The sequence below is a fragment of the Mycetohabitans sp. B2 genome (assembly GCF_021733735.1).
GTDB lineage: Bacteria > Pseudomonadota > Gammaproteobacteria > Burkholderiales > Burkholderiaceae > Mycetohabitans > Mycetohabitans rhizoxinica.
Map to the genome: position 1 here is coordinate 1 of NZ_JAHKSP010000015.1, position 22608 is coordinate 22608.

The following is a 22608-nucleotide window of genomic DNA, read 5'->3' on the forward strand; positions in this document are numbered from 1 at the left end:
GAGCTGTGGTGCATTGCCGGACCGAACGGCGCCGGCAAGTCAACCTTGTTGATGACCCTCGCCGGATTGCGTACCCCCACGCGCGGCAGCGTCGCATTCGATGGCGTGCCGCTCGCTCAGTGGCCGGTCCATCGGCTCGCGCGGCATCGGGCGTGGATGACCCAGCAGCTTCACGATGCGTTCAGCGCAACGGCCCTCGATACGGTACTGCTGGCACGCTATCCCCACCTGTCGGGCTGGGGCTGGGAGCGCGACGTGGATCGCGCCGCGGCCTATGAGGCACTGGCGGCGGTCGGCCTAGCCGGGTTTGCCGCGCGCGACGTGCTGTCGCTGTCCGGCGGCGAGCGGCAACGTGTGGCCCTTGCCGCCGCCCTCTGCCAGGACGTGCCACTGCTGTTGCTGGACGAGCCGCTGGCGCATCTGGATTTGCACCATCAGATCGATGCGGTGACATTGCTGGCGAAATGGGTGGGCGCAGCGCCCCGCACAGTGGTGTTCTCGTGCCACGATCTTACGCTGGCACGGCGGTTTGCAACGCACGCGTTGTTGATCGACGGGCGGGGGCGCGCGTGGGCTGGGCCCGTGCGTGACGTGCTGACACCCGCCCTTGTCAGTCACGCGTTTGGCTATCCGCTGGTGCTGTTGCGCGACGGCGCGCACGAGGCGCTGATACCTGCGCTGGCGCCGGCGCGGGGCGATGCACCTGTTTTGAGTGGGCGAGATGGCAATGATCTCTGGTGAGGCGCCCGCGGCGATCGAGCCGCTCGACCCATCTGGCACTGCGCTGCATACGTCGCTGCAACGCGCATCGGCGGCGATACCGGCGATTGCCTGCGCCTTGCGCGGCAGTTGTTCGAGTTGACGATCTACGTGATGGCTGCCGCATGGACGTCGTCCTGATGCATCATCCCGCGGTCGTGGTGCCGGCCCCGCTTCCGCGTTGGAGCTGGGCTGCTGGAACCGTTAGGGGTGGCGTGAGCCGGCGGGGCTTCGCGACGGGGCGCGCTGGCGGACTTGTTCTAACTGCTGGCATAGCAACGCTGTGGCGTCGGCTAACCGTGGGCCGGGACGGCTGATCAGGTCCGCCTCGACGGTGAACAGGCTGCCGCGCGCGACCGCGCGCATGCCCGGCCAGCGCTGCCATCCGCGCAGCGCTGGGTCGTCGCCGCTTGGATTCGTGGGCTGCGCAACCCGGTGCGCGCGTGCAGGTTCCGGCCGTGTGGCAATGATTGCGTCAGGATCGACTGCAATTACCGCTTCGGTTGACACCGTCGGCACCTGTTCGCTCAGCGAGCCGAACAGATTACGCCCGCCGCAGACGCAGAGCACGTCGCTGATGATATGCGTGCCGTTCAGCGTCATCAGCGGGTCATCCCATATTTGGAAAAAAACCGAGACGGGTGGCCGGCTCGCGTAGCGCTGTCGCAGCGCGGCGATACGCGTGTCAAATGCCCGGGCGGCCTCGCGCGCCTGCGGCTCGGTGCCAAGCAGCGTGCCCAAGCGGATCAGCGTCGAGCTAATGTCGGCCAGCCGATGCGGTTCACTGTAGAACAGCGGTACGTGCAGCGCCTTCAACCGTTCGACCTGGCGCTGTGGATTGCCGTGCCACCAGACGACGATCAAATCCGGGTGCGTCGCCGCAATCCGTTCGAGGTCCAGTGCCGTGTTGCTGCCGATGACCGGCACGTCGCGAGCGGCGCTCGGGTAATCGCTGAAGCTGACCGTGCCGACCAGCCGGCTGCCGCCGCCGGCTGCGTAGATCAGTTCCGTGACGCTGGGCGCCAGGCTCACGACGCGCCGTGCCGGCGCATTCAATGTTACGCGCGCACCGCTGTCGTCTAACACTTGCACTGGTGCGGCCGCGCAAGCCACGGGTGTGCCGGCGCCTAACAGCGCGAGCAGTAGACTCACCAACACGCCGCTTGCGCGCCGTGTGCGGCGCCGGGGCCACACGACAGGGGACCGACGGGCGATCATGCCTTCACCATGACTGGAATGCTGGCGACCATTAGCGTGACCCGCGTGGCCAGTGCGGCGACGCGCGGGTTCAACCGGCTCAGCTCGTCAACATACTGGCGCATGCTGGCCTCGTCGTGAACCCGCGCGCGTTCTCCGGCAGTTGCGCAACGCACGCATAGCCGCATGCGGTGTCCGCCAGCCCAACGACCGTGGCAGCATGCCAGTACCCGTTCGGCGCGAGCAGTTCCGCGCGCACCGCCAACTCGGCGACCAAGCGGTCCTGCTGCAACTCGCGCACGCGCAGGCCGAGCAGTTCGGGAAGCCGGCCTTGCTGGCGCGCCGCCAGCGATTCGATAAAAACGTCCGGGCACAATGAACTCATTAAAGATCCTGAAAGAAGTGCCGAATGGGTCAAGTTCTTTGATAATAGCTGGATTCGGCTGAGTAATTGGATGGGCCTAACGGCTATGTCAAGCCATTGATCCTGGGGGAATTCATGACGGTCATCGTTGTCGCTAATCCCAAAGGCGGTGTGGGTAAGAGCACGCTGTCGACGAATCTAGCAGGCTATTTCGCGTGGCGCGGCGAGTGGGTGGCGCTTGCCGATCTGGACAAGCAGCAATCATCGCGATTATGGCTGGATCTGCGGCCCGACACGCTGCCCAGGATCGAGCCGTGGGACATGAGCGGGGAGCGCAGTACCCGGCCGCCAAAGGGATTCGAGCATGCGGTCGTCGATACGCCGGCCGGCTTGCACGGCCCACGCCTGAACCTGGCGCTGTCCGTCGCCGACAAGGTGTTGGTGCCGCTGCAACCGTCGATGTTTGACATTCTCGCCACACAGCACTTCCTGCAGCGACTGGCGCATGAGAAGGGCGGGCGTAAGGGCGGCATCCAGATCGGCGTGGTCGGCATGCGCGTGGACGCCCGCACCCGTTCGGCGGAGCAGTTGCATCGATTCGTCGACGGGCTCGGCCTGCCGGTGCTTGGCTACCTGCGCGATACGCAAAACTATGTGCAGCTGGCTGCGCATGGCCTGACGTTATGGGATGTGGCGTCGAGCCGGGTCGACAAGGACCTGGAGCAGTGGCAGTCGGTCGTCGCGTGGGCCGAGCAATGAGCCGCAGGGATGGCGCGGGACGCCCGGCCGCATCGCTCAGCGCGCGTCCCAGTTCTGCGTCGGTACGTGGTCCCGGGTGTCCTTGATCGTATTGCGTTCGTCGCAGAACACCAGGTTCGGCTTGAAGCCATGACGCACGTCGGCGTCGTCGACCAGCGCGAAAGCGGCGATGATGATGAGGTCGCCCACCTGCGCGCGGCGCGCGGCGGACCCGTTCAGTGAGATCATGCCGCTGCCCCGTTCGCCGCGGATCGCGTAGGTGGTCAAGCGTTCGCCGTTATTGATGTTCCAGATGTCGATCTGCTCGTTTTCCGCGATGTTGGCGGCCTCGAGCAGATTTTCGTCGATCGCACAGGAACCTTCATAGTGCAATTCACAGTGCGTGACGGTGGCGCGGTGAATCTTCGATTTGAGCATCGTACGTTGCATGAGGGTCTCCGGTAAGGGGGGGCTCCGGTACTGCGGTGTGCCCCGTGCCGTGCGTTTCGGATAGGGCACGGCGCGCGAGCAAAGGGGCCAGCGGATCGGCGTGGGCGGTCAAATCTCCAGGTTATCAATGAGCCGGGTCGCACCAAGCTGTGCCGCGGCGAGCACGACCAGCGGTTCATGCCCTTCGTGCGGTTGCGGCGAGCGCAGATTGGCGCGCTTGCGAATCGCAATGTAGTCGGGCTTCCAGCCGCGCTTGATCAACGTCTCGAACGCGGCTAGCTCGATCTGAGCAAAATCGCGGTGACCCGCGAGCACACTGTCGCGCACGTGCTGCAGTGTGCGATACAGGGTTGGTGCCTCGGCACGCTCCGATGGCGTCAGATACACATTGCGTGACGACAGCGCGAGCCCGTCCGTGTCGCGCACCGTCTCGGCGGCGACCACTTCGACGGGCAGCGCGAATTGCTCACACATCTGCCGCACGATCATCAACTGCTGGTAGTCCTTCTTGCCGAACACCGCGACGCGCGGCTGCACGCACGACATCAGTTTCATTACAACTGTGCAGACGCCGTGAAAAAACCCCGGTCGGAACTCGCCCTCGAGAATGTCGCCCAGATCATGCGGCGGATGCACGCGATATTCCTGCGCACGCGGGTACATGTCCTGCTCGGTCGGCGCGAACAGCACGTAGACGTTTTCCCGCTGCAGCTTGTCGATGTCGGTCTCGAGCGTGCGCGGATACTTGTCGAAATCCTCGTTCAGCCCGAATTGCAGCCGGTTCACGAAGATGCTGGCGACCACGGGGTCGCCGTGCTGGCGCGCCACGCGCATCAGCGACAGGTGCCCTTCGTGCAAGTTGCCCATCGTGGGCACGAACGCGACGCGGTTCTGCCCGCGCAGCTGGTCGCGCAATTCGTTGATCGAGCTAATGACTTTCATGTAGCGAAAAAGGATCGCTGAGCGGATCCTTAGGTCGGTGAGTACGCCAGCCGGACGTAGATCGGTGCGAATGGCTCGGCCTGCGTGATTTCGAGCAACGATTCGCGGGAAAGCTCCAGCATCGCAATGAAGTTGACGACCACCACGGGCACGCCACGCGATACATCGAACAGTTCGGTGAATTCCATGAAACGCGCGTGCTGCAGCTTGCGCAGGATTTGGCTCATGTGCTCGCGCACCGACAGTTCCTCGCGGGTGATCTTGTGATGCTGCACAAGCTTGGCGCGCTTGAGCACGTCGGCCCACGCGCCGCGCAAGTCATCCGCGTTGACGTCCGGCCAGCGTGGCGTCAGATTTTGCTCGATATACACTTGCGCGCGCAGGAAGTCACGCCCATGCTGCGGCAGGCGGTTCAACTGCTGCGCGGCAAGCTTCATTTGCTCATACTCGAGCAGCCGGCGTACCAACTCGGCGCGCGGGTCCTCGGCATCCTCGCCGGTACCGGCCTTTTTCACCGGCAGCAACATCCGTGACTTGATCTCGATCAGCATGGCCGCCATTAGCAAGTATTCGGCCGCCAGCTCCAGGTTCGTCGCGCGGATTTGGTCGATGTAGCCCAAGTACTGCGCGGTAACGTCCGCCATCGGAATGTCGAGCACATTGAAATTTTGCTTGCGAATCAGGTAGAGCAGCAGATCGAGCGGACCCTCAAATGCTTCTAGAAAGACTTCGAGCGCGTCCGGCGGGATGTACAGGTCCTGCGGCACCTTGAACAGCGGCTCGCCGTATAGGCGCGCGAACGCGACGCCGTCGACCGTGCCCGGCGTCGAGTCAGTGGCCGGCGCGCACAGCACGACCTCGGATGCCTGCTGGCCCGCCTCGTCCGGTGCCGGAACGGCGCTCACGTTAGAAATTCTGGTAGTACACGTAGGGCGTCTGCGGCACGCGTGCCTGTTGCTGGCGCGTGCGCTCGTCCAGATCGATCGGCGCCTTATCCCACAGCAGTGCGCGGCCGTTGCGTTGCTGTTCCTCGAGCTCCGGATGTTGCTGTTTGAGCTGGGTCAGGAATTGGGTGATGTCCGACTGATACATGACAATACTCCGCGAACCAAAAAATCCGATCCCAGATTTTACCGCAAGCTTCCAGGCCCGGAACAAAGGGGGCGGGCTGCTGCTCCAATGGCGCAACCTGGCACCGGCCAGCGCAGGGCGTCGGTCATGCCTGAGCTCCTGGCGCGTGTGGTATGTTTCAATATAGGTTTGTCCATTCGCGCCACCACCGCTGCCACGCTGACCGCCATGCTCAACGATGGAGTTCGATTTGCCACGTAGTTCTCCCGGGCTGCCTTGCGGTGTCACGCGGTGCGTGCGAGCAATACGCACGCGAACGCACGCGGCGTGCCGAGCGCTGCAATGTGCTGCAATGGTCGTGCCACTGATGGCGCCTGGCGCCGCCTTGGCCAAGTACGACGTGGATATCGACGCGCCGTCCCATTCGCTGCGCAAGCTGCTGCGCGCTCACCTGGATGTGTCGCGTTTCGCTAAGCGAAATGACATCTCGGATGAGCAATTCGAATTTCTCGTGACGGCGGTGCCGCAGCAAGTGCGCGATCTACTGTCCACTGAAGGGTATTTCGAGCCGGTGGTGCGCACTGATGTGCGCGCTGGCAAGCGTCGCGCGGTGACCGTGTATGTGGAGCCGGGCCCGCGCACGCATGTGTCGGCGATCGAATTGTCGTTCACTGGACCGATGCTGACCGAGGCGCCCGAACAGGAAAAGGCGGTACGCAGCGCATTCGGGTTGACCCGTGGCGAGCCGTTCACGCAGGCGGCGTGGGACGAGGCCAAGAAAGCCTCGCTCAAGACGCTGCAGTCGTACCGTTACCTGGGCGCGACGATCGCACATTCGCAAGCGCGGATCGACCCTCGTACCCACGAGGCGCGATTGAGCATCATGTATGAGAGCGGGCCGACGTTTACCCTCGGGCCGCTTGACGTGTCCGGCACGCGGCGCTATCCGCAATCGATTATCACGAACGTCAACCCGCTGGGTCCCGGCGAAATCTACAGCGCCGAGCGTATCGCCGAGCTGCAGCGGCAAGTGCAGAACACGCCATACTATGCCAGCGTCGGCATCTCGGTCGATGACGACGTCAGCAAGCCGCAGCACACGCCCGTGCACGTCAAGGTCAGCGAATACCAATACAACGCGGTGCGTACCGGCATCGGCTATTCGTCCGATACCGGCGGACACATCCAGGGGGCATACTCGTACCTCGATATGTTCGGTGCTGCCTGGCCTTTCAGCTTCTCGGGCCGGTTGGACCAAACGCAGCAATATGGGCAGGTTCAGTTGTCGATGCCACCGGGACCGCGCGCGTGGACCAACACGCTGCTCGGCTCGTACACGCGCACCGACGTGTCGGACACCGATATCCATAGCGCGCGGGTCGGCGCACAGCGCACGCGCACGTCGCAGAATATCGACTACAACTACCAGGTGCTGTTCTACCTGGATCGCCTGGACCAGAACAGCGCCGGACCCACCGTGAGCCGCGCGCTCGTGCCGTCGTGGTTGTGGACCCGACGGAACGTCGACGATCCGGTGTTCCCGCGAGCGGGTAGCCTGCTGCGCCTGGAGGCCGGTTTAGCGATTAAGGGCGTGATGACGGATCAGACGTTTGGGCGGGCCTACGCGAACGCACGGCAGTACGTGCCGATCGGCCGGCGCGACATCGTGCTGCTGCGGCTGCAAGCCGGTGGCGTATTCACGGCTGGCGGCTCGCGCGGCGTGCCGGCATCGCTGCTATTTCGCGCCGGCGGCGCGGAGACGATACGCGGCTATGGCTATGACAGCATTGGCAACAACGTGGGCGGCTCGGTGTTGCCGACCAAATACCTGCTCAGTGCCGGCACCGAGTACCAGCACTGGATCAACCACGACTGGGGCGCGGCGGCCTTCTGGGATATCGGCACGGCGACCGATAACTGGGCCGAGAAGATTTTTTACCAGGGCGTGGGCGTTGGCGCACGCTGGCGCAGCCCCGTCGGGCCGATCAATCTCGACCTGACGTATGGCCTGCGCAATCATAGCTGGCGCCCCTATTTGACGCTGGGCATCGCGTTCTGATTCACCTTATGGCACTCCCCAATTCTTGACGCATGAGCGACGACGAGCACAAGTCTGCCGACCGTGATCCCTCCCGCCCCGGCGGCGCGCCGCGCGCGGGTGGCGCTGCCGGGCAACACGGCGATTGCGCGCCAGGACGACGTGGCCGCGGCCGGCGCGCGCTGCGCTGGGCCAGCTGCCTGGGGCTCGGTCTCGTGCTGGCGGTGCTCGTGCTGCTGGTGGCCGTGCATACCGAGTTGGGCACGCGCGTGCTGTGGCAGACCGCGAGTCGGGCCACGGCGGGTGCGTTCTCCGGGACACTCGACGGGGGCACGCTTGCGCACGGGCTGCGGGCGCGCGACGTCAGGTGGCAGCGCGCGGGCACGCATATCCGGCTCGATCGAATCGACGGACAGTGGGGGGTGACGCACTTACCGTGGCGCTTGTCCGTCCAATCGCTACGGATCGGCACTGTCGATGCTCGGCTCGCCCCGGCTGCCAAACCCGCCACACGTCCGACGCTGCCGCAGCGGTTGACCGTGCCGCTGCCACTGCAGATCCATTCGCTGGACGTGGCCGCGATCCGCCTCCACGAGCCGGGATCGACGATCGAGCTATCGGCGTTGCACGCGCACGGCAGCAGCGACGGGCGGCGTCATCATCTTGTGCTCGACAGGCTGCGGACACCGTATGGCTCGCTTCATGCGGACGTGGCGCTGGACGGCGTACGGCCGTTCGCCGTGCGTGGCGATGCAGGGCTGTCAGGCCAGTTCGACGGGCAGGAGATGCGGCTTGGCGTGCAGCTGTCCGGTTCGCTGCAGGCGCTTGTCGCCGACATGCAGGCGAGCGGCATGCAATCGAACGGCACGCAGTTGAACGGGGTCGCGCACGTGGAGGCGACCCCATTTGCTGACGTGCCGCTGAAGGTCGTCACGCTCGACGCCGACCATCTCGATCCACGGGTTTTTAATCCGGGCGCGCCGCATGCGGACCTGTCGGTACGCGCCCGCTTGCGCCCGGTTGAGCCCGCGCCGAGCGCGCAGGCGCGCGGCGGCGCTGCTCCCGGCATGCCGCTGGTCGTCGCCGGTGAAGTATCCGTCGTCAATGCGGTGCCCGGGCTGCTTGCACAGCAACGCCTGCCGCTGATCGACGTGCGTACCAACGTGCGCCTGGACGCGAGTCGGCAAGCCCTCTGCGCGCTGAAGGTCCGTCTGCTCGGCGGCGCGACGGTGAGCGGAGCAGGCACGCTGGAGCATGGCCGCGGCCGTGTTGCGCTGCGCACCGCTGACCTGGATCTGAGCGTGTTCAGCGCCACGTTGCGCGCGACCCGGCTTGCCGGACCCATCGGCGTCGAGCTCGATGCCGGTCGCCAGCAGGTGCAAGTTGATTTGGCGGACGCCGACGCCAAGCTGCGCGTGCAGGGGGCCGTTGCGATCGATCCCAGGCAGATCGCGCTAGAGCGCGTGAGGCTGACGGCGGGCGACGGGCACGCGGAGCTTGCCGGTGTGGTGCGTCGAGATGAGCACTCCAGCTATGAATGGAAGGCCACGCTGGCGGCGCTCGATCCGTTCGCGCTGCTGGCGCGTGACAGCATGCAGATAGGCCGCATGGGCCGGTCGGTCCAGCACAACGGCAGCCGTATGGCGCCCAAGACGGCCGGCAGCGGTTCGGGCAAGGGCGTTGGTAAGGATGCCGGCGAAGGTATCGGCAAGGGCGCCGTCCAGCGGCTCGATGCGCGTGTGACCGGCACGCTCAACGCAAAAGGCGCGTTGACGCCGACGCTGACCGTGCGGGCTGACTTTGCATTGCACGATAGCGTCTACAACGGCTTGCCGCTGAGCGGCGGCGGGACGTTGGCGCTGGCCGGTACGCGGATCATGCCCAGTGACGTGCGCGTAAGCGTGGCCGGCAACGACATCCAATTACGCGGTAGCTTCGGCGCGGCCGGCGACCGGTTGTTGTTCCACGTCGATGCGCCCGCGCTGGAGCGGCTTGGCTTTGGCATGGCGGGCGCGGCGCACGCCAATGGCGATGTGACCGGCTCTCTCGCGCATCCGAATGTGGTCGCTAGCTACCAGGCAAATGGCGTGGTCATGGGGGACAAGCGGATTGGCCATGCCGCGGGCCGTGTCGAGTTGCGCGATGGGGCGCAGGGCACGATGATCGCCACCCTTGACGCGCGAGCGGTAACCACGCCGCAGGTGCGATTCAATGCGCTGTCGCTACGGCTGGACGGGGTGCGTGCGCACCACACGCTGGTTGCCAGCGGTAGCGGCAGTGTCGGTGGACAGCCGGTCGATTTCAACGTGGCAGCGAGCGGCAAGTTGACCGACGCGCGGGGCGGCATCGGCTGGAGTGGCACGATCAGCCAACTGGAAAACCGCGGTCTGCCCGAGATCAAGCTGGCCGCGCCGGCGACCGTGAACGCCAGCGCCGGGCATTGGGTGATCGGCGCCACGCGCTTGAGCGTGGAGCGCGCACTGCTGGACTTGAAGTCGTTCCAGTATGCGGGCGGGCGCTTGCAATCGAGCGGCTCGCTGACGCATATCGACGTGGCGCGACTGTTGCAGCTTCGCGAGCAACTCACGCACCAACCGGCGTCGTTCAGGACCGATCTGGTGTTCGATGCGCAGTGGGACGTGTCGTTCGGGCAGCGCGCCGCGGGCTATGCGCAGATCAAGCGGCGCTCAGGGGACGTCACGATCGATGCGGGACGCGGCATTGCGTCGCTGGGCGTCAGCGACGCAATGGTGCGTATCGACTTCGCAGCGCACCGCCGCCTGAATGCGATGGTCCATGCGGAGGCCGAGCGCCTTGGCACGCTGGACGCGACGCTGCGCATGCCGGTTACCGTGCAGGATGGCCTGCCGGCGGTGGCCGGCGACGCACCGTTGGACGGCACGGTTGTGTTCGAGCTGCCGTCGTTGCGTACCACCGGCGGGCTGCTCGGACCAAGCTACCGACTCGATGGGCAGATGTTGCTGAAGCTGGCGATTGCGGGTCAGGCATCGCACCCGAAGCTCTCCGGCACGCTGACCGGCGACGGCTTGTCGGCGACCGTCGTCGACCAAGGCATCACGCTCAAGGACGGTATCGTGCGCGTGGTGCTGACCGAGAACCGGGTCGAATTCCGACAGGTCCAGTTCCATGGCGCTCAAGGCACGCTGCGTGCCACCGGCAACGTGATGCTCGACCAACAAAACCCTGATTTAAGCGCGCATATCGTGGCCGATAAGCTTGAGTTGTTCGCGTCGCCGTATCGCCAACTGTCGTTGTCCGGTGACGCGACGGTGGCCAATGCCGGCGCGCAGGGCGGGATGGCGATCAATGGCCGGTTTTTCGTCAACAAGGCGCTGTTCGATTTGCCGGAGCAATCGGCGCCAAGCTTGTCCGATGACGTCGTGATTGTGCGCTCGGACGGCACGGTCGAGGGCGAGCACGCCGCGTTGTCCGCCGCCGGCGAGCCGGCGGGCCCGTTCGCGCCGCGCGCCAACATCGACGTCGACCTCGGTCGGGACTTTCGCTTTCGCGGCGCGGGCGCCGATTTGGGGCTGCGTGGCGTGATCAACGTCGCCAGCGCGCCGAACCAGCCGTTGCGCGCCGTGGGCAACGTGCGGGTCGTGGAGGGCTCCGCCTATACCGCGTTTGGCCGCAAGCTGGGTATCGAGAACGGCTATTTCACGTTCAATGGGCCAGTCAGTGACCCGGGCATCAATATCCTCGCGATGCGGCGCAACCAGGAGGTCGAAGCCGGTGTACAGGTGACCGGCACTGTGCAGTCGTCTAAGGTCAAGCTGGTGTCGGAGCCCAATGTGAACGATAACGAGAAGCTGTCATGGCTGCTGCTCGGGCATGGTACCGATACCGGTGCGAACCTTGGGCAGCAGAGCACGATGAATGCGGCGATCGCGCTGCTTGGCAGCGCGACTGGCAAGCGGATCGCGCAGACCTTCGGGCTGGACGAAGTCTCGGTCGGCCAAAGCGAGGTCGGCCTGACGGACCCGCAAGTGGTGACGCTCTCGAAGGCCATCACCGAGCGGCTCGTGCTCGGCTACGAGCAAGGCATTGAGACGTCGAACAACGCGTTCAAGGTGACGGTGAACCTGTCTCGGTTCTGGGCCATCATGTCCTACGCCGGCACCTATAACGGCGTGGACCTGCAGTTCACCCGCCGCTTCGACGGCTTTTGGAAAAAGTAGCGGCGCGCCGCGCGCGCCAGCGCACTATTTGACTCGCATGCCGGGCTTTGCACCGCTGTGCGGCTCGAGCACGTAGATGCCGGGCTCCTTTTTCTCATCCGCCGCCGACGCGGCCAATACCATGCCTTCGGACACGCCGAACTTCATCTTGCGCGGTGCGAGGTTCGCAACCATCACGGTCAGCTTGCCGATCAACTCCTCGGGGCGGTAGGCCGCCTTAATTCCGGAGAATACATTGCGCGTGCTCGCCTCGCCCACGTCCAGGGTCAGGTGCAACAGTTTGTCGGACCCTTCCACCGCCTTGCAGTCGACGATGCGCGCAATGCGTAGGTCGATCTTTGCAAAATCGTCGATCGTGATGAAGCCCTCGCCGTTTGCTGACGTGTCGTGGGCGCCGCACGACTTGACCGTGCCCGCCGTGGTGGCGGCCGTGGCCGTGTCCGTGGCCGGCTGCAATGACTGGCGGTTGGCGGCAAGCAGCGCGTCGATCTGCTTGGGGTCCACGCGCCGCATGAGGTGCTGGTACGGTCGGATCGGCCGCGCCGACGATAGCGGCACTGAGACGTCGGCCCATTTGAGCGGCTCGATTGAGAGGAACGTCTCGACCGATTCGGCGAGTTTCGGCAATACGGGCTTAAGTGCCAGCGTGAGCAACCGGAATGCCTCGAGACTGACGCTGCACGTCTCGTGCAACGCCACCGCATTGGCGGGATCCTTGGCCTGTTCCCAAGGCTTGGCGGCATCCACGTACGCGTTGACGGCGTCCGCTAACTCCATCGTCTGGCGCAGTGCGCGGCTGTATTCGCGGCTTTCGTAGTGCGCCGCGATCGTCGGGATTGCGGCGCGCAGCCGGACCAGCAGCGGATGGTTCATCGCGCTGTCCTGCACGCGTGCATCAAACCGCTTAACCAGGAAACCGGCGGCGCGGCTCGCGATGTTTACGTATTTGCCGACCAGGTCGCTGTTCACGCGCGCCTGGAAGTCGTCGAGGTTTAGGTCGATGTCCTCCATCGTGCTGTTAAGCTTCGCGGCGAGGTAGTATCGCAGCCATTGCGGATCCAAACCGGTCGTGATGTAGCTATTCGCGTTGATGAAGGTACCGCGCGACTTGGACATCTTCGTGCCGTCCACGGTCAGGAAGCCATGCGCGAACACGTTGGTCGGCGTGCGGTGGCCGGAGAATTGCAGCATGGCAGGCCAGAACAGCGTGTGGAAATACAGGATGTCCTTGCCGATGAAGTGGTATTGTTCGGTGGTCGAGCCCGGACGGACCCATTCTTCAAAGTTCAAGCCACGCCGCTCGCACAGGTTCTTGAAGCTGGCATAGTAGCCGACCGGTGCATCGAGCCACACGTAGAAGTACTTGCCGGGCGCGCCCGGGATCTCGAAGCCGAAGTACGGTGCATCGCGTGAGATGTCCCAGTCGGCGAGCGTCGCGTCGCCGTCCTCGCCGAGCCACTCGCGCAGCTTGTTGGTCGCCTCCTGCTGCGCGAGCTGGCTGACCCAGCCGCGCAAGAAGGTCTCGCAGCGCGGATCGGACAGCTTGAAGAAATAGTGCGTCGACGTTTTTTTCACCGGCGTCGCGCCGGACAACACTGAATACGGCTTGACCAGTTCGGTTGGCTGGTATGTCGACCCACACACCTCGCAACTGTCGCCATATTGATCCTTCGCACTGCATTTCGGGCATTCGCCCTTGATGAAGCGGTCTGGCAGGAACATCTCCTTGACCGGGTCATACGCTTGTTCGATATCGCGCGCCGCGATCAATCCGACATCGTGAAGTGCGGTGAAAATGGTCTCGGACAACACCCGGTTCTCGTCCGAGTCCGTCGAGTAGTAATTGTCGAACGAGATACCGAAATGGTCGAAATCGCGCTTATGTTCCTGCCAGACGCGCTCGATCAACTGCCGTGGCGTGATGCCCTCGGACTGCGCGCGCAGCATGATCGGCGTGCCATGAGTATCGTCCGCGCCGACGTAGTACACCTCGTGACCGTGCATTCGCATCGCGCGCACCCAGATGTCGGTCTGGATATATTCAACAAGATGGCCGATATGGATTGGGCCGTTCGCGTACGGCAGCGCGGAGGTGACGAGCATGCGGCGCGGCGCGCCGGCGGAGACGGGAGCTGACATGGCGGATAGAGCGTTTGATTCGACGAAAACGGGATGGAGCGCCGATTTTAGCAGGCGTGACTGCGATGACACGGTCGCAAGAGCGGCTGTGCGATGCTAAAAAAAACCGGGGCTTCGAGCCCCGGAGCAACAACGACAAGAGGAGAATGGTGACGTAACGGTATCGCCGCCACGCACCATATGAACAGACATTGAATCGGCTGCGGAGTTCGAAAAAATTTAAAATTAACAACGGCCGGTTTGCCGCCGCGTGTCGCGGCGGCTGACATTGCGGAGACAAAAAATTAGGGTTTTATCACCCGCGCGGTTGTAACGTAGCCCGCAGGTAGATTTCCACGCGCCGGTTCTGCGCGCGGCCAGCCTCCGTGCTGTTGTCCGCAATCGGCTGTGACTGTCCGCGGCCCTCGGCGGCCAGCCGCTGCGCGGCGACGCCGTGCAGCGCCAGGTATTGCGCGACGCTTTGCGCACGTTCCTGCGACAGCATCTGGTTGTAGCGCGGCTGGCCGGTGCTGTCGGTGTGTCCGACCACGTGTGCCACCAACTCGGGATGCTGGGTCAGGGTCTGCGCCACCTGGTCGAGCACGGGTGTAAATGAAGGTTTGATTGCGTAGCTGTTTGTGTCGAAGGAGACCGAGCTTGGGATATTGAGCTTCAGCGAGCCGTCCGGTTGCTCGGACACCTGGGTGCCGGTGCCCGCGGTGGCGCCCGACAGCTTGTTCTTGATCGCTTGCCAGTTGTACCCGGTCATGCCTCCGACCGCGGCGCCGGCCGCAGCGCCGATCGCTGCCCCCTTGCCGCCGCCAAAGATTGCACCGAGTCCGGCGCCAGTGGCCGCGCCGACGCCGGTGCCAACCGCCGCGTTGCCGCCTTGCGGCGTCTGGCAGCCGGCCAGCAGCGCGCCCGCCACCGCGAGGACCGACCATTGCAGCGGAAGGCGGAGGGTGAGTTTCGCGTTCATATGACACCTCATGGGTTAAATGGATGGGACCGATGTGCACAGCACACCGCCGGGAGCGACGCTTGCGTGTGGCATTGAAGCGCGATTTCCCGACGGGCGCGCCCCAAGCCTCGCAGGCAGGCTTCATGCCACTACAATGTCAGAACAGCTGCTGATCCATGTCGGAACAGCCGCTGGTTGCGCAGCGTGCCGCGTGAAGCGCCGTTTGGCAACGCCACGCAACAATTTTTTGCAATTTCCGGCGTAAGGTTCGACGCGACCCCGCGCGCAAGGTTCGATGCACACGGCAGGTGTTGGACGAGCGGATGGAACACTTTAAGTAACGGAGCAACGATGACAATCGACAGGGCCCAGATCGACGCTGTGCTGCACGGCGTGATCGACCCGAACACCGCAGAGCCGATAACGGCGGGCAAAGGCGTGCGCAACGTCGCGATTGACGGCGACACGGTATCACTCGAGGTCGTGCTGGGCTACCCGGCCAAGAGCCAGTATGCGCTGATCCAAGCGCGTGTTGAACAGGCGCTGCGCGCCGTGCAGGGCGTGGCGCATCTGCACGTGGCGGTATCCCATCAGATCGTGGCGCATGCGGTACAACGTGGTGTGCAGTTGCTGCCGAACGTGCGCAATATCGTCGCGGTCGCCTCCGGCAAGGGTGGGGTCGGCAAGAGCACCACGGCCGCGAACCTCGCGCTTGCGCTGGCCGCCGAGGGCGCGTCGGTCGGCGTGCTGGACGCGGACATCTACGGCCCGTCGCAGCCGACGATGCTCGGCATCGACGGCCGTCCGGCATCCGAGGACGGCAAGACAATGATTCCGCTCGAAGGCCATGGTGTACAGGCTAATTCGATCGGCTTCTTGGTCGAGCAGGACAACCCGATGGTGTGGCGCGGGCCCATGGTCACGTCCGCGCTCGAGCAGTTGTTGCGGCAGACGAATTGGCGCGACCTGGACTATCTAATCGTCGACATGCCGCCCGGCACTGGCGATATCCAACTCACGCTCGCGCAGCGGGTGCCGGTGACCGGTGCGGTGATCGTCACGACGCCGCAGGACATTGCGCTGCTGGACGCGCGAAAAGGCCTGAAAATGTTTGAGAAGGTCGGCGTGCCGATTTTAGGCGTCGTCGAGAACATGAGCATCCATATCTGCTCGCACTGCGGCCACGCCGAGCCGATCTTCGGCGCCGGTGGCGGCGAGCGCCTCTGCGCACAGTATGGCGTGCCGTTCCTAGGCAGTTTGCCACTGGATATCGGCATCCGCGAGCAGGCCGATGCGGGGCGTCCGACGGTGGTCGCCGACCCGCACGGACGCATCGCCGGTCTGTATCACGACATGGCCCGCCAGGTCGCAATCCGGATTGCGAAGCTGTCGCGTGACATGAGTTCGAAGTTCCCGACCATCGTCGTCCAGAACACCTGACGCGGTTCTGTGACCTCCTCTAGTGTGGACGCCTCGCCAGATGTGCCAGACGCGGTATCATTGCGGCTTGTTCAGTACCCTGAGGCTTAATGGAACCGCGATTGGGATGGCGTCTTGCCGGCACGATCATCACGCTGCTCGCGACCAGCGTGATGCTGGCCGGGTGTGCGTTGCTCTTCGGCAGTCACGACAAGCGTGCCGACGTCCAGATCGTGCCGGCGGCCGGCCATGCCGCACGCGGCACGGTCACGTTGATCGAGCATGCTGACGGCGTGCAGGTGACCTACAACCTGAGCGGGCTGCCGCCGGACAGCGATCATGCGCTGCAGATCCATGAGCGCGGCGACTGCCATTCGCCGGGCGCCGCAGGTGGGGTGTTCAGCCCCGGGGCTGAGCGCCTGAAGCAGGGGATCCGGCTCGAAGGTGACCTGGTGAACTTGCATGCGGACGCGAATGGCGTGGCGGCCGGGTTCATCGTGTCGCCGGACGTGTCACTGGACGGCGTGCGCTCGGTGGTCGGCCGCGCGCTGATCGTGCACCGCGACGCGCAGGACTATTATGCGTTTCCGCCTCGCGACGCCGGTCCCGCGCTGGGCTGCGGCATCATTCGCAAATAATGGTCACGCTGCGATGAGATGGCCACGCTGCGATGAGGCGGCGGCGCCAACCCCCGTTCGCTCGTTTTCAACCCGCGGCCCTGCCGCTTTTCGATTGCACGTATGACGATCAAATCCGATAAATGGATCCGGCGCATGGCCGAGCAGTACAGCATGATCGAGCCATTCGCGCCGGATCAGGTGCGCGTCGCGCCGGATGGCCATAAGATCGTCAGCTACGGCACGTCGAGCTACGGCTACGACATCCGCTGTGCGGACGAATTCAAAATCTTCACTAACATCAACTCGACGATCGTCGATCCGAAGAACTTCGACGAGAAGTCTTTTGTCGACTTCAAGGGCGACGTGTGCATCATCCCGCCGAACTCGTTCGCGCTGGCACGCACCGTCGAGTACTTCCGCATTCCGCGCAACGTGCTGACCGTGTGCCTGGGCAAATCAACGTATGCGCGCTGCGGGATCATTGTCAACGTCACGCCGTTCGAGCCCGAATGGGAAGGGCACGTGACGCTGGAGTTTTCTAACACGACACCACTGCCGGCGAAGATTTACGCGAACGAGGGCGTGGCGCAGGTGCTGTTCTTCGAGAGCGACGAAGTCTGCGAGACATCCTATGCGGACCGTCGCGGTAAGTACCAGGGCCAGCATGGCGTCACGCTGCCCAAGACCTGAGTTTTCGCGCGCCGCCGCGCTACGCGGCGTGGCGCATTCCGGCATGTTGCGGCCGCTGCTTACTCGAACGATAGAGTGCAGCGGTTTGTTTTTGGAGAGTCACCGATGAAGTTTCGCTACCCTGTCGTCATCATCGACGAGGATTTTCGCTCGGAGAACATCTCCGGCTCGGGTATCCGCGCGCTGGCCGAGGCGATCGAGCGCGAGGGGGTCGAGGTGCTTGGCCTGACGAGCTACGGTGATCTGACCTCGTTCGCGCAGCAATCCAGCCGCGCGTCTTGCTTCATCCTGTCGATCGACGACGACGAGATTGCGCTGGTCGACGAGGTCGCCGCGACGCACGACCAGGTGCCCGAGCTTGCCAACGCGATCCTGGCGCTGCGCTCGTTCGTCGCCGAGGTGCGGCGTCGCAACGCCGACATCCCAATTTTCCTGTACGGCGAGACGCGCACGTCGCGTCACATTCCGAACGACATCCTGCGCGAGTTGCACGGCTTCATTCATATGTTTGAGGATACGCCTGAGTTCGTTGCGCGGCATATTATCCGCGAGGCGAAGGTGTACCTGGATTCGTTAGCGCCGCCCTTCTTTAAGGAGCTGGTCAAGTACGCGGACGAAGGCTCGTATTCGTGGCATTGCCCGGGTCACTCCGGAGGCGTCGCGTTCCTGAAGAGTCCGCTCGGCCAGATGTTTCACCAGTTCTTTGGCGAGAACATGCTGCGCGCGGATGTGTGCAACGCCGTAGACGAGCTTGGGCAACTACTGGACCATACTGGGCCGGTGGCCGCGTCCGAGCGCAATGCGGCGCGCATCTTCAGCGCCGATCACCTGTTTTTTGTGACTAACGGCACGTCCACGTCGAACAAGATCGTTTGGCACGCCACCGTCGCGCCGGGCGACATCGTCGTGGTGGACCGCAACTGCCATAAGTCGATCCTGCACGCGATCACGATGACTGGCGCGATCCCGGTTTTCCTGACGCCCACCCGCAACCATTTTGGCATCATTGGGCCGATCCCGCGCGATGAGTTCCAACCGGAGAACATCCGCCGCAAGATCGACGCGAATCCGTTTGCGCGCGAGGCGCTCGCGAAAAACCCGAAGCTCAAGCCGCGGATTCTGACGATCACGCAAAGCACCTACGATGGCGTCCTCTACAACGTCGAGATGATCAAGGACCTGCTTGGCGACACGATCGACACACTGCACTTTGACGAGGCCTGGCTGCCGCACGCCGAGTTCCACCCGTTCTATCAGGACATGCATGCGATCGGGCAGAGCGCCCGCCGGACCGACGCGCTGGTGTTCGCGACCCATTCGACGCACAAGCTGCTGGCTGGCATCTCGCAGGCGTCGCAGATCCTGGTGCAGGATTCGCAGTTGCCGCGCTTTGATCGGCATCGCTTCAACGAGGCGTACCTGATGCACACCTCGACCAGCCCGCAATACGCGATCATTGCGTCGTGCGATGTGGCTGCGGCGATGATGGAGCCGCCCGGCGGCACCGCGCTTGTCGAGGAGTCGATTGCCGAGGCGCTTGATTTCCGTCGCGCGATGCGCAAGGTCGCTGCCGAATATGGCGACGATTGGTTCTTCAAGGTGTGGGGGCCTGACCAGCTCGTCACCGAGGGCATTGGCTCGCGCGAGGACTGGATATTGCGGCCGAACGACCGCTGGCATGGTTTCGGCAACCTGGCCGAAGGCTTCAACATGCTGGACCCGATCAAGGCGACGATCATCACGCCGGGGCTGGACGTGGACGGCGAGTTCGGCGAAACGGGCATTCCGGCGGCGATCGTCACCCGCTATCTGGCCGAGCACGGCATCATCGTCGAGAAGACCGGACTGTACTCGTTCTTCATCATGTTCACGATCGGCATCACCAAGGGTCGCTGGAACTCGATGGTCACCGAATTGCAGCAGTTCAAGGACGACTACGATCGAAACCAGCCGCTATGGCGCGTGCTGCCGGAGTTCGTCGCGCAGTATCCCATGTACGAGCGCGTCGGGCTGCGTGACCTGTGTGAGCAGATTCACAGCGTGTATCGTGACAATGACATCGCGCGGCTGACGACCGAGATGTACCTGTCCGACATGGAGCCAGCGATGCGCCCGACCGACGCGTTCTCGAAGATCGCGCACCGCGAGATCGATCGCGTGCCGATCGACGACCTCGAGGGCCGCGTCACCAGCATCTTGCTCACGCCGTATCCGCCGGGCATTCCGCTGTTGATTCCAGGTGAGCGGTTCAACGAGACCATCGTGCGCTACCTGAAGTTCGCGCGCGACTTCAATGCGCGATTCCCCGGCTTTCATACCGATATCCACGGGCTGGTCACCGAAGTGGTCGGCGGCAACGTCAAGTACTTTGTGGATTGTGTGCGGCCCTGAGCGGGGCGCCGGCCCTCGGGCCGGCGGGCGGTGCCGATGGCGCTAGCCAGCCAATAGCCGCCGCGCGCCGCCGTTACTGAGACAGCGCGGCGCGTGCTGTTGCGATCGCGGCCCGCACCTGCTGCGGCGCTGTGCCACCCACGTGATTGCGGCTGGCGACCGAGCCTTCCAGTGTCAGGTAGTCGAACACGTCGTCACCTAGCAGCGCCGCGACTTTGGGCAACTCGACGCGCAACTGATCGAGCGTCAGGTCCGCCAGGTCACAGCGCCGGTCCACGCAGACTCGTACCGCATGCGCCACCGCCTCGTGTGCGTCGCGAAACGGCAAGCCACGCTTGACGAGGTAATCAGCCAGATCAGTCGCCGTCGAAAAGCCCTGCAGCGCCGCGGCCCGCATCGTATCCGGCTTGACGGTGATGCCGGCGACCATTTCGGTGAAGATGCGCAGTGTGTCGGCCACCGTGTCAACGGTATCGAACAGCGGCTCTTTGTCTTCTTGATTGTCCTTGTTGTACGCGAGCGGCTGGCCCTTCATGAGCGTGAGCAGCGCGATCAGGTGGCCGTTCACGCGGCCGGTTTTGCCGCGTGCTAGCTCCGGCACGTCGGGGTTTTTCTTCTGCGGCATGATCGACGAGCCGGTGCAGAAACGGTCGGCCAGATCGATGAAGCCGACTCGCGGGCTCATCCACAGCACCAACTCCTCGGACAGCCGCGACACGTGCGTCATGATGAGCGCCGCGGCTGCCGTGAATTCGATCGCGAAGTCCCGGTCCGACACCGCATCGAGCGAATTGGCGCAGACGCCGTCAAAGCCGAGCGTCCTGGCGACTTGCTCGCGCTCGATCGGATAGCTGGTGCCCGCGAGCGCCGCGGCGCCCAACGGCAGCCGGTTGACCCGCTTACGGCAGTCGAGCATCCGCTCGGTGTCGCGCGCAAACATCTCCACGTACGCCAGCAGATGGTGGCCGAAGGTCACCGGTTGCGCGACCTGCAGGTGCGTGAAGCCCGGCAGGATCGTGTCGGCATACCGTTCCGCGAGCTCGAGCAGCGCGCCTCGCAAACCCTTGAGCAGCGCGCTGATCCGGTCAATCTCGCCGCGCAGCCAAAGCCGGATGTCGGTGGCGACCTGGTCGTTGCGCGAGCGCCCAGTGTGCAGCCGCTTGCCCGCGTCGCCAATTAGCGCGGTCAGCCGGGCCTCGATGTTCAGGTGGACGTCTTCGAGGTCCAGTTGCCATTCGAATTCGCCGCGCTCGATCTCGCCGCGGATCTGTTCCATGCCTTTGCGGATCGCCGCGACGTCGTCGTCGCTGATGATCCGTTGCGCGCCGAGCATCGCCGCGTGCGCGAGCGAGCCCTCGATGTCGACGAGCGCGAGCCGCTTATCGAAGAACACGGACGACGTATAGCGCTTGACGAGTTCTGACATCGGCTCGGAAAAACGCGCCGACCAGGCTTCGCCCTTTTTGTGCAATTGGGAAGTCATGACAGGATGCCGCAATAGTGGAGGGTGCCGCTCGCCGCACCGCCGTGCGGCAAAGACAGGCATTTTAGCATCGCGGCAGCGTGGCACCGGCGTCGTGCGCGACGGCCGCGGTGGTGGCTTCGCGGCGCGGTTCATGTTGCGCGATCAGCACCACGAGTTTCATGTCGTCGCGCTGGGCCGGCACGAAGGTGATCTGATCGTAGGCGATGCGCCCGCGCACCGGATGATCGAATTCGCGCCGGCCGCCTTCGCGCTCAAACACGTCCTGCGATGCCCAGAAGCGCGCGAACGGGTCGCATTGCGCAACCAACGTGTCGAGTAGCGTGCGCGTGGGTGCATCGTTCAAATGTCGGATTGAGTCGGCGCGGAATTCGGCGACGAGCCGGCGTGCACGAGTTTCCCAGTCGACGATTAGCGTGCGCGCGGCCGGCGAGGTGAAGGTATAGCGCAGCAGGTTGGTGCCGCTGCCTTGCGCGTCCCGGGGAACCAGCACGCCGGCGGTCGCGGCCGGCTTGGCCGCGTCGAGCCAGCCGATGAACAATTCCGCCGCCGCCGCGTTCCAGGCGAGCGCGTTCCACTGCGGGTCCAGCACGTAGGCGGGGGCGGCGATCAGTCCGACGCTGGCCAGCAGTGCCGCGGGCACGTCGGTTGCGCCCGCGTCCGGCTCGGCGGGATCGCGCTGCGCGGCAAGCTCGAACAGATAGGCTCGTTCCGCGCGCGACAGCCGCAATGCGACGGCGATCCGCGCCAGCGCGTCGGCGGATGCCGATACGGGGCGGCCCTGCTCGATCCACGTGTACCAGGTGGCGCTGACGTCGCACAACTGCGCCACTTCCTCGCGCCGCAGGCCCGGCGTGCGGCGCCGCGTCCCGCGCGGCAGGCCGACGTCGGCCGGCGTGAGCCGTTCACGATGCGAGCGGATGAAGTCGCCGAGCGCGCGCGCGGCTGACGCGTCGGCGCGAGAAGTGGATTCGCGGGCGCCGCGACGCGCGGCACCCGATGCAGCAGGCAAAGCGGTCGCCATGATCCGGGAAGTCATCGATACGGAATAGTAAGCGATCTTGTATCGGTACAACGCAGAGGCGTATTGTATAGGCTCACGTCGTATGTACAGGCTCATGCCCTATGCGGGTTCACGTCATACGCAGGTTCACGCCGTATCGGCCAG

Annotated in this window: 18 protein-coding genes and 2 pseudogenes; 9 read left to right on the forward strand and 11 right to left on the reverse strand. The window is 64.4% G+C overall.

The window, feature by feature from the left end:
- Both KPG66_RS02395 and KPG66_RS17850 read left to right on the forward strand, forming a co-directional pair.
- Positions 1–741: ABC transporter ATP-binding protein (locus KPG66_RS02395; RefSeq protein ID WP_237069912.1), on the forward strand; the 741-nt coding region annotated here is incomplete at its 5' end.
- Positions 722–862 carry a hypothetical protein gene (locus KPG66_RS17850; protein ID WP_157864324.1) on the forward strand — a complete coding sequence of 47 codons (141 nt, stop codon included), beginning with the start codon at positions 722–724 and terminating at the stop codon, positions 860–862. The genes KPG66_RS02395 and KPG66_RS17850, both read left to right, overlap by 20 nt.
- A 101-nt stretch (positions 863–963) precedes the next feature.
- On the opposite strand, the gene KPG66_RS02405 is transcribed toward KPG66_RS17850, so the two are convergent.
- From KPG66_RS02405 to KPG66_RS02415, 3 genes and pseudogenes are all read right to left on the reverse strand, one after another.
- On the reverse strand, positions 964–1977 hold the full coding sequence (locus KPG66_RS02405; RefSeq protein ID WP_013434363.1) for a cobalamin-binding protein: 1014 nt from the start codon (positions 1975–1977) through the stop codon (positions 964–966).
- Positions 1974–2078 (reverse strand): annotated as a pseudogene (locus KPG66_RS02410) (bifunctional adenosylcobinamide kinase/adenosylcobinamide-phosphate guanylyltransferase); the annotation flags it as partial. The gene KPG66_RS02405 and the pseudogene KPG66_RS02410, both read right to left, overlap by 4 nt.
- Positions 2079–2089: 11 nt before the next feature.
- Positions 2090–2341 (reverse strand): annotated as a pseudogene (locus tag KPG66_RS02415) (PaaI family thioesterase); the annotation flags it as partial.
- 114 nt (positions 2342–2455) lie between these two features.
- On the opposite strand from KPG66_RS02415, the gene KPG66_RS02420 reads away from it, so the two are divergent.
- Entirely contained in the window at positions 2456–3079 is a 624-nt protein-coding gene (locus KPG66_RS02420; protein WP_041754058.1) for a ParA family protein, read from the forward strand.
- A 36-nt stretch (positions 3080–3115) separates the two neighbouring features.
- Here KPG66_RS02420 and panD read toward each other — a convergent pair whose 3' ends face one another.
- The 4 genes from panD to KPG66_RS02440 form a co-directional block, all read right to left on the reverse strand.
- On the reverse strand, positions 3116–3508 hold the full coding sequence (gene panD / locus KPG66_RS02425; protein WP_041753098.1) for an aspartate 1-decarboxylase: 393 nt from the start codon (positions 3506–3508) through the stop codon (positions 3116–3118).
- Between the two features lie 108 nt (positions 3509–3616).
- Positions 3617–4450, reverse strand: a complete 834-nt coding sequence (panC, locus tag KPG66_RS02430) for a pantoate--beta-alanine ligase (RefSeq protein WP_013434367.1) — start codon at positions 4448–4450, stop codon at positions 3617–3619.
- 29 nt (positions 4451–4479) lie between these two features.
- Positions 4480–5355, reverse strand: a complete 876-nt coding sequence (locus tag KPG66_RS02435; protein ID WP_013434368.1) for a segregation and condensation protein A — start codon at positions 5353–5355, stop codon at positions 4480–4482.
- Between the two features lies 1 nt (position 5356).
- The gene (locus KPG66_RS02440) at positions 5357–5542 is read right to left on the reverse strand and encodes a DUF3460 family protein (protein ID WP_013434369.1); all 186 of its coding nucleotides are present in this window, start codon (positions 5540–5542) and stop codon (positions 5357–5359) included.
- A gap of 331 nt (positions 5543–5873) precedes the next feature.
- On the opposite strand from KPG66_RS02440, the gene KPG66_RS02445 reads away from it, so the two are divergent.
- The gene (locus KPG66_RS02445; protein WP_237069913.1) at positions 5874–7580 is read left to right on the forward strand and encodes an autotransporter assembly complex protein TamA; all 1707 of its coding nucleotides are present in this window, start codon (positions 5874–5876) and stop codon (positions 7578–7580) included.
- A gap of 32 nt (positions 7581–7612) precedes the next feature.
- On the forward strand, positions 7613–11758 hold the full coding sequence (locus KPG66_RS02450) for a translocation/assembly module TamB domain-containing protein (protein WP_237069914.1): 4146 nt from the start codon (positions 7613–7615) through the stop codon (positions 11756–11758).
- 24 nt (positions 11759–11782) lie between these two features.
- Here the strand turns inward: KPG66_RS02450 and metG are convergent, their stop codons facing one another.
- Both metG and KPG66_RS02460 read right to left on the reverse strand, forming a co-directional pair.
- Positions 11783–13897, reverse strand: a complete 2115-nt coding sequence (gene metG, locus KPG66_RS02455; RefSeq protein WP_237069915.1) for a methionine--tRNA ligase — start codon at positions 13895–13897, stop codon at positions 11783–11785.
- A gap of 295 nt (positions 13898–14192) precedes the next feature.
- Positions 14193–14855 carry an OmpA family protein gene (locus KPG66_RS02460; protein ID WP_041753102.1) on the reverse strand — a complete coding sequence of 221 codons (663 nt, stop codon included), beginning with the start codon at positions 14853–14855 and terminating at the stop codon, positions 14193–14195.
- A 333-nt stretch (positions 14856–15188) separates the two neighbouring features.
- Here KPG66_RS02460 and apbC point away from each other — a divergent pair, with 333 nt between their 5' ends.
- The 4 genes from apbC to KPG66_RS02480 all read left to right on the forward strand — a co-directional run bounded on the left by apbC (position 15189) and on the right by KPG66_RS02480 (position 19957).
- Entirely contained in the window at positions 15189–16277 is a 1089-nt protein-coding gene (gene apbC, locus KPG66_RS02465; protein ID WP_237069916.1) for an iron-sulfur cluster carrier protein ApbC, read from the forward strand.
- A gap of 89 nt (positions 16278–16366) precedes the next feature.
- A complete protein-coding gene (locus tag KPG66_RS02470) occupies positions 16367–16894 on the forward strand; it encodes a superoxide dismutase family protein (protein WP_013434377.1) in 528 nt (175 codons plus the stop codon).
- 102 nt (positions 16895–16996) lie between these two features.
- The gene (dcd, locus tag KPG66_RS02475) at positions 16997–17566 is read left to right on the forward strand and encodes a dCTP deaminase (protein ID WP_013434378.1); all 570 of its coding nucleotides are present in this window, start codon (positions 16997–16999) and stop codon (positions 17564–17566) included.
- Positions 17567–17671: 105 nt separating this feature from the next.
- Positions 17672–19957 (forward strand): arginine/lysine/ornithine decarboxylase, encoded by a 2286-nt coding sequence (locus tag KPG66_RS02480; RefSeq protein WP_237069917.1) that lies wholly within the window; start codon positions 17672–17674, stop codon positions 19955–19957.
- Between the two features lie 73 nt (positions 19958–20030).
- On the opposite strand, the gene argH is transcribed toward KPG66_RS02480, so the two are convergent.
- Together argH and KPG66_RS02490 are read right to left on the reverse strand one after the other, a co-directional pair.
- Positions 20031–21440 (reverse strand): argininosuccinate lyase, encoded by a 1410-nt coding sequence (gene argH, locus KPG66_RS02485; protein ID WP_237069918.1) that lies wholly within the window; start codon positions 21438–21440, stop codon positions 20031–20033.
- Between the two features lie 64 nt (positions 21441–21504).
- A complete protein-coding gene (locus tag KPG66_RS02490) occupies positions 21505–22464 on the reverse strand; it encodes a helix-turn-helix transcriptional regulator (protein ID WP_370645061.1) in 960 nt (319 codons plus the stop codon).
- Positions 22465–22608: the final 144 nt, after the last annotated feature.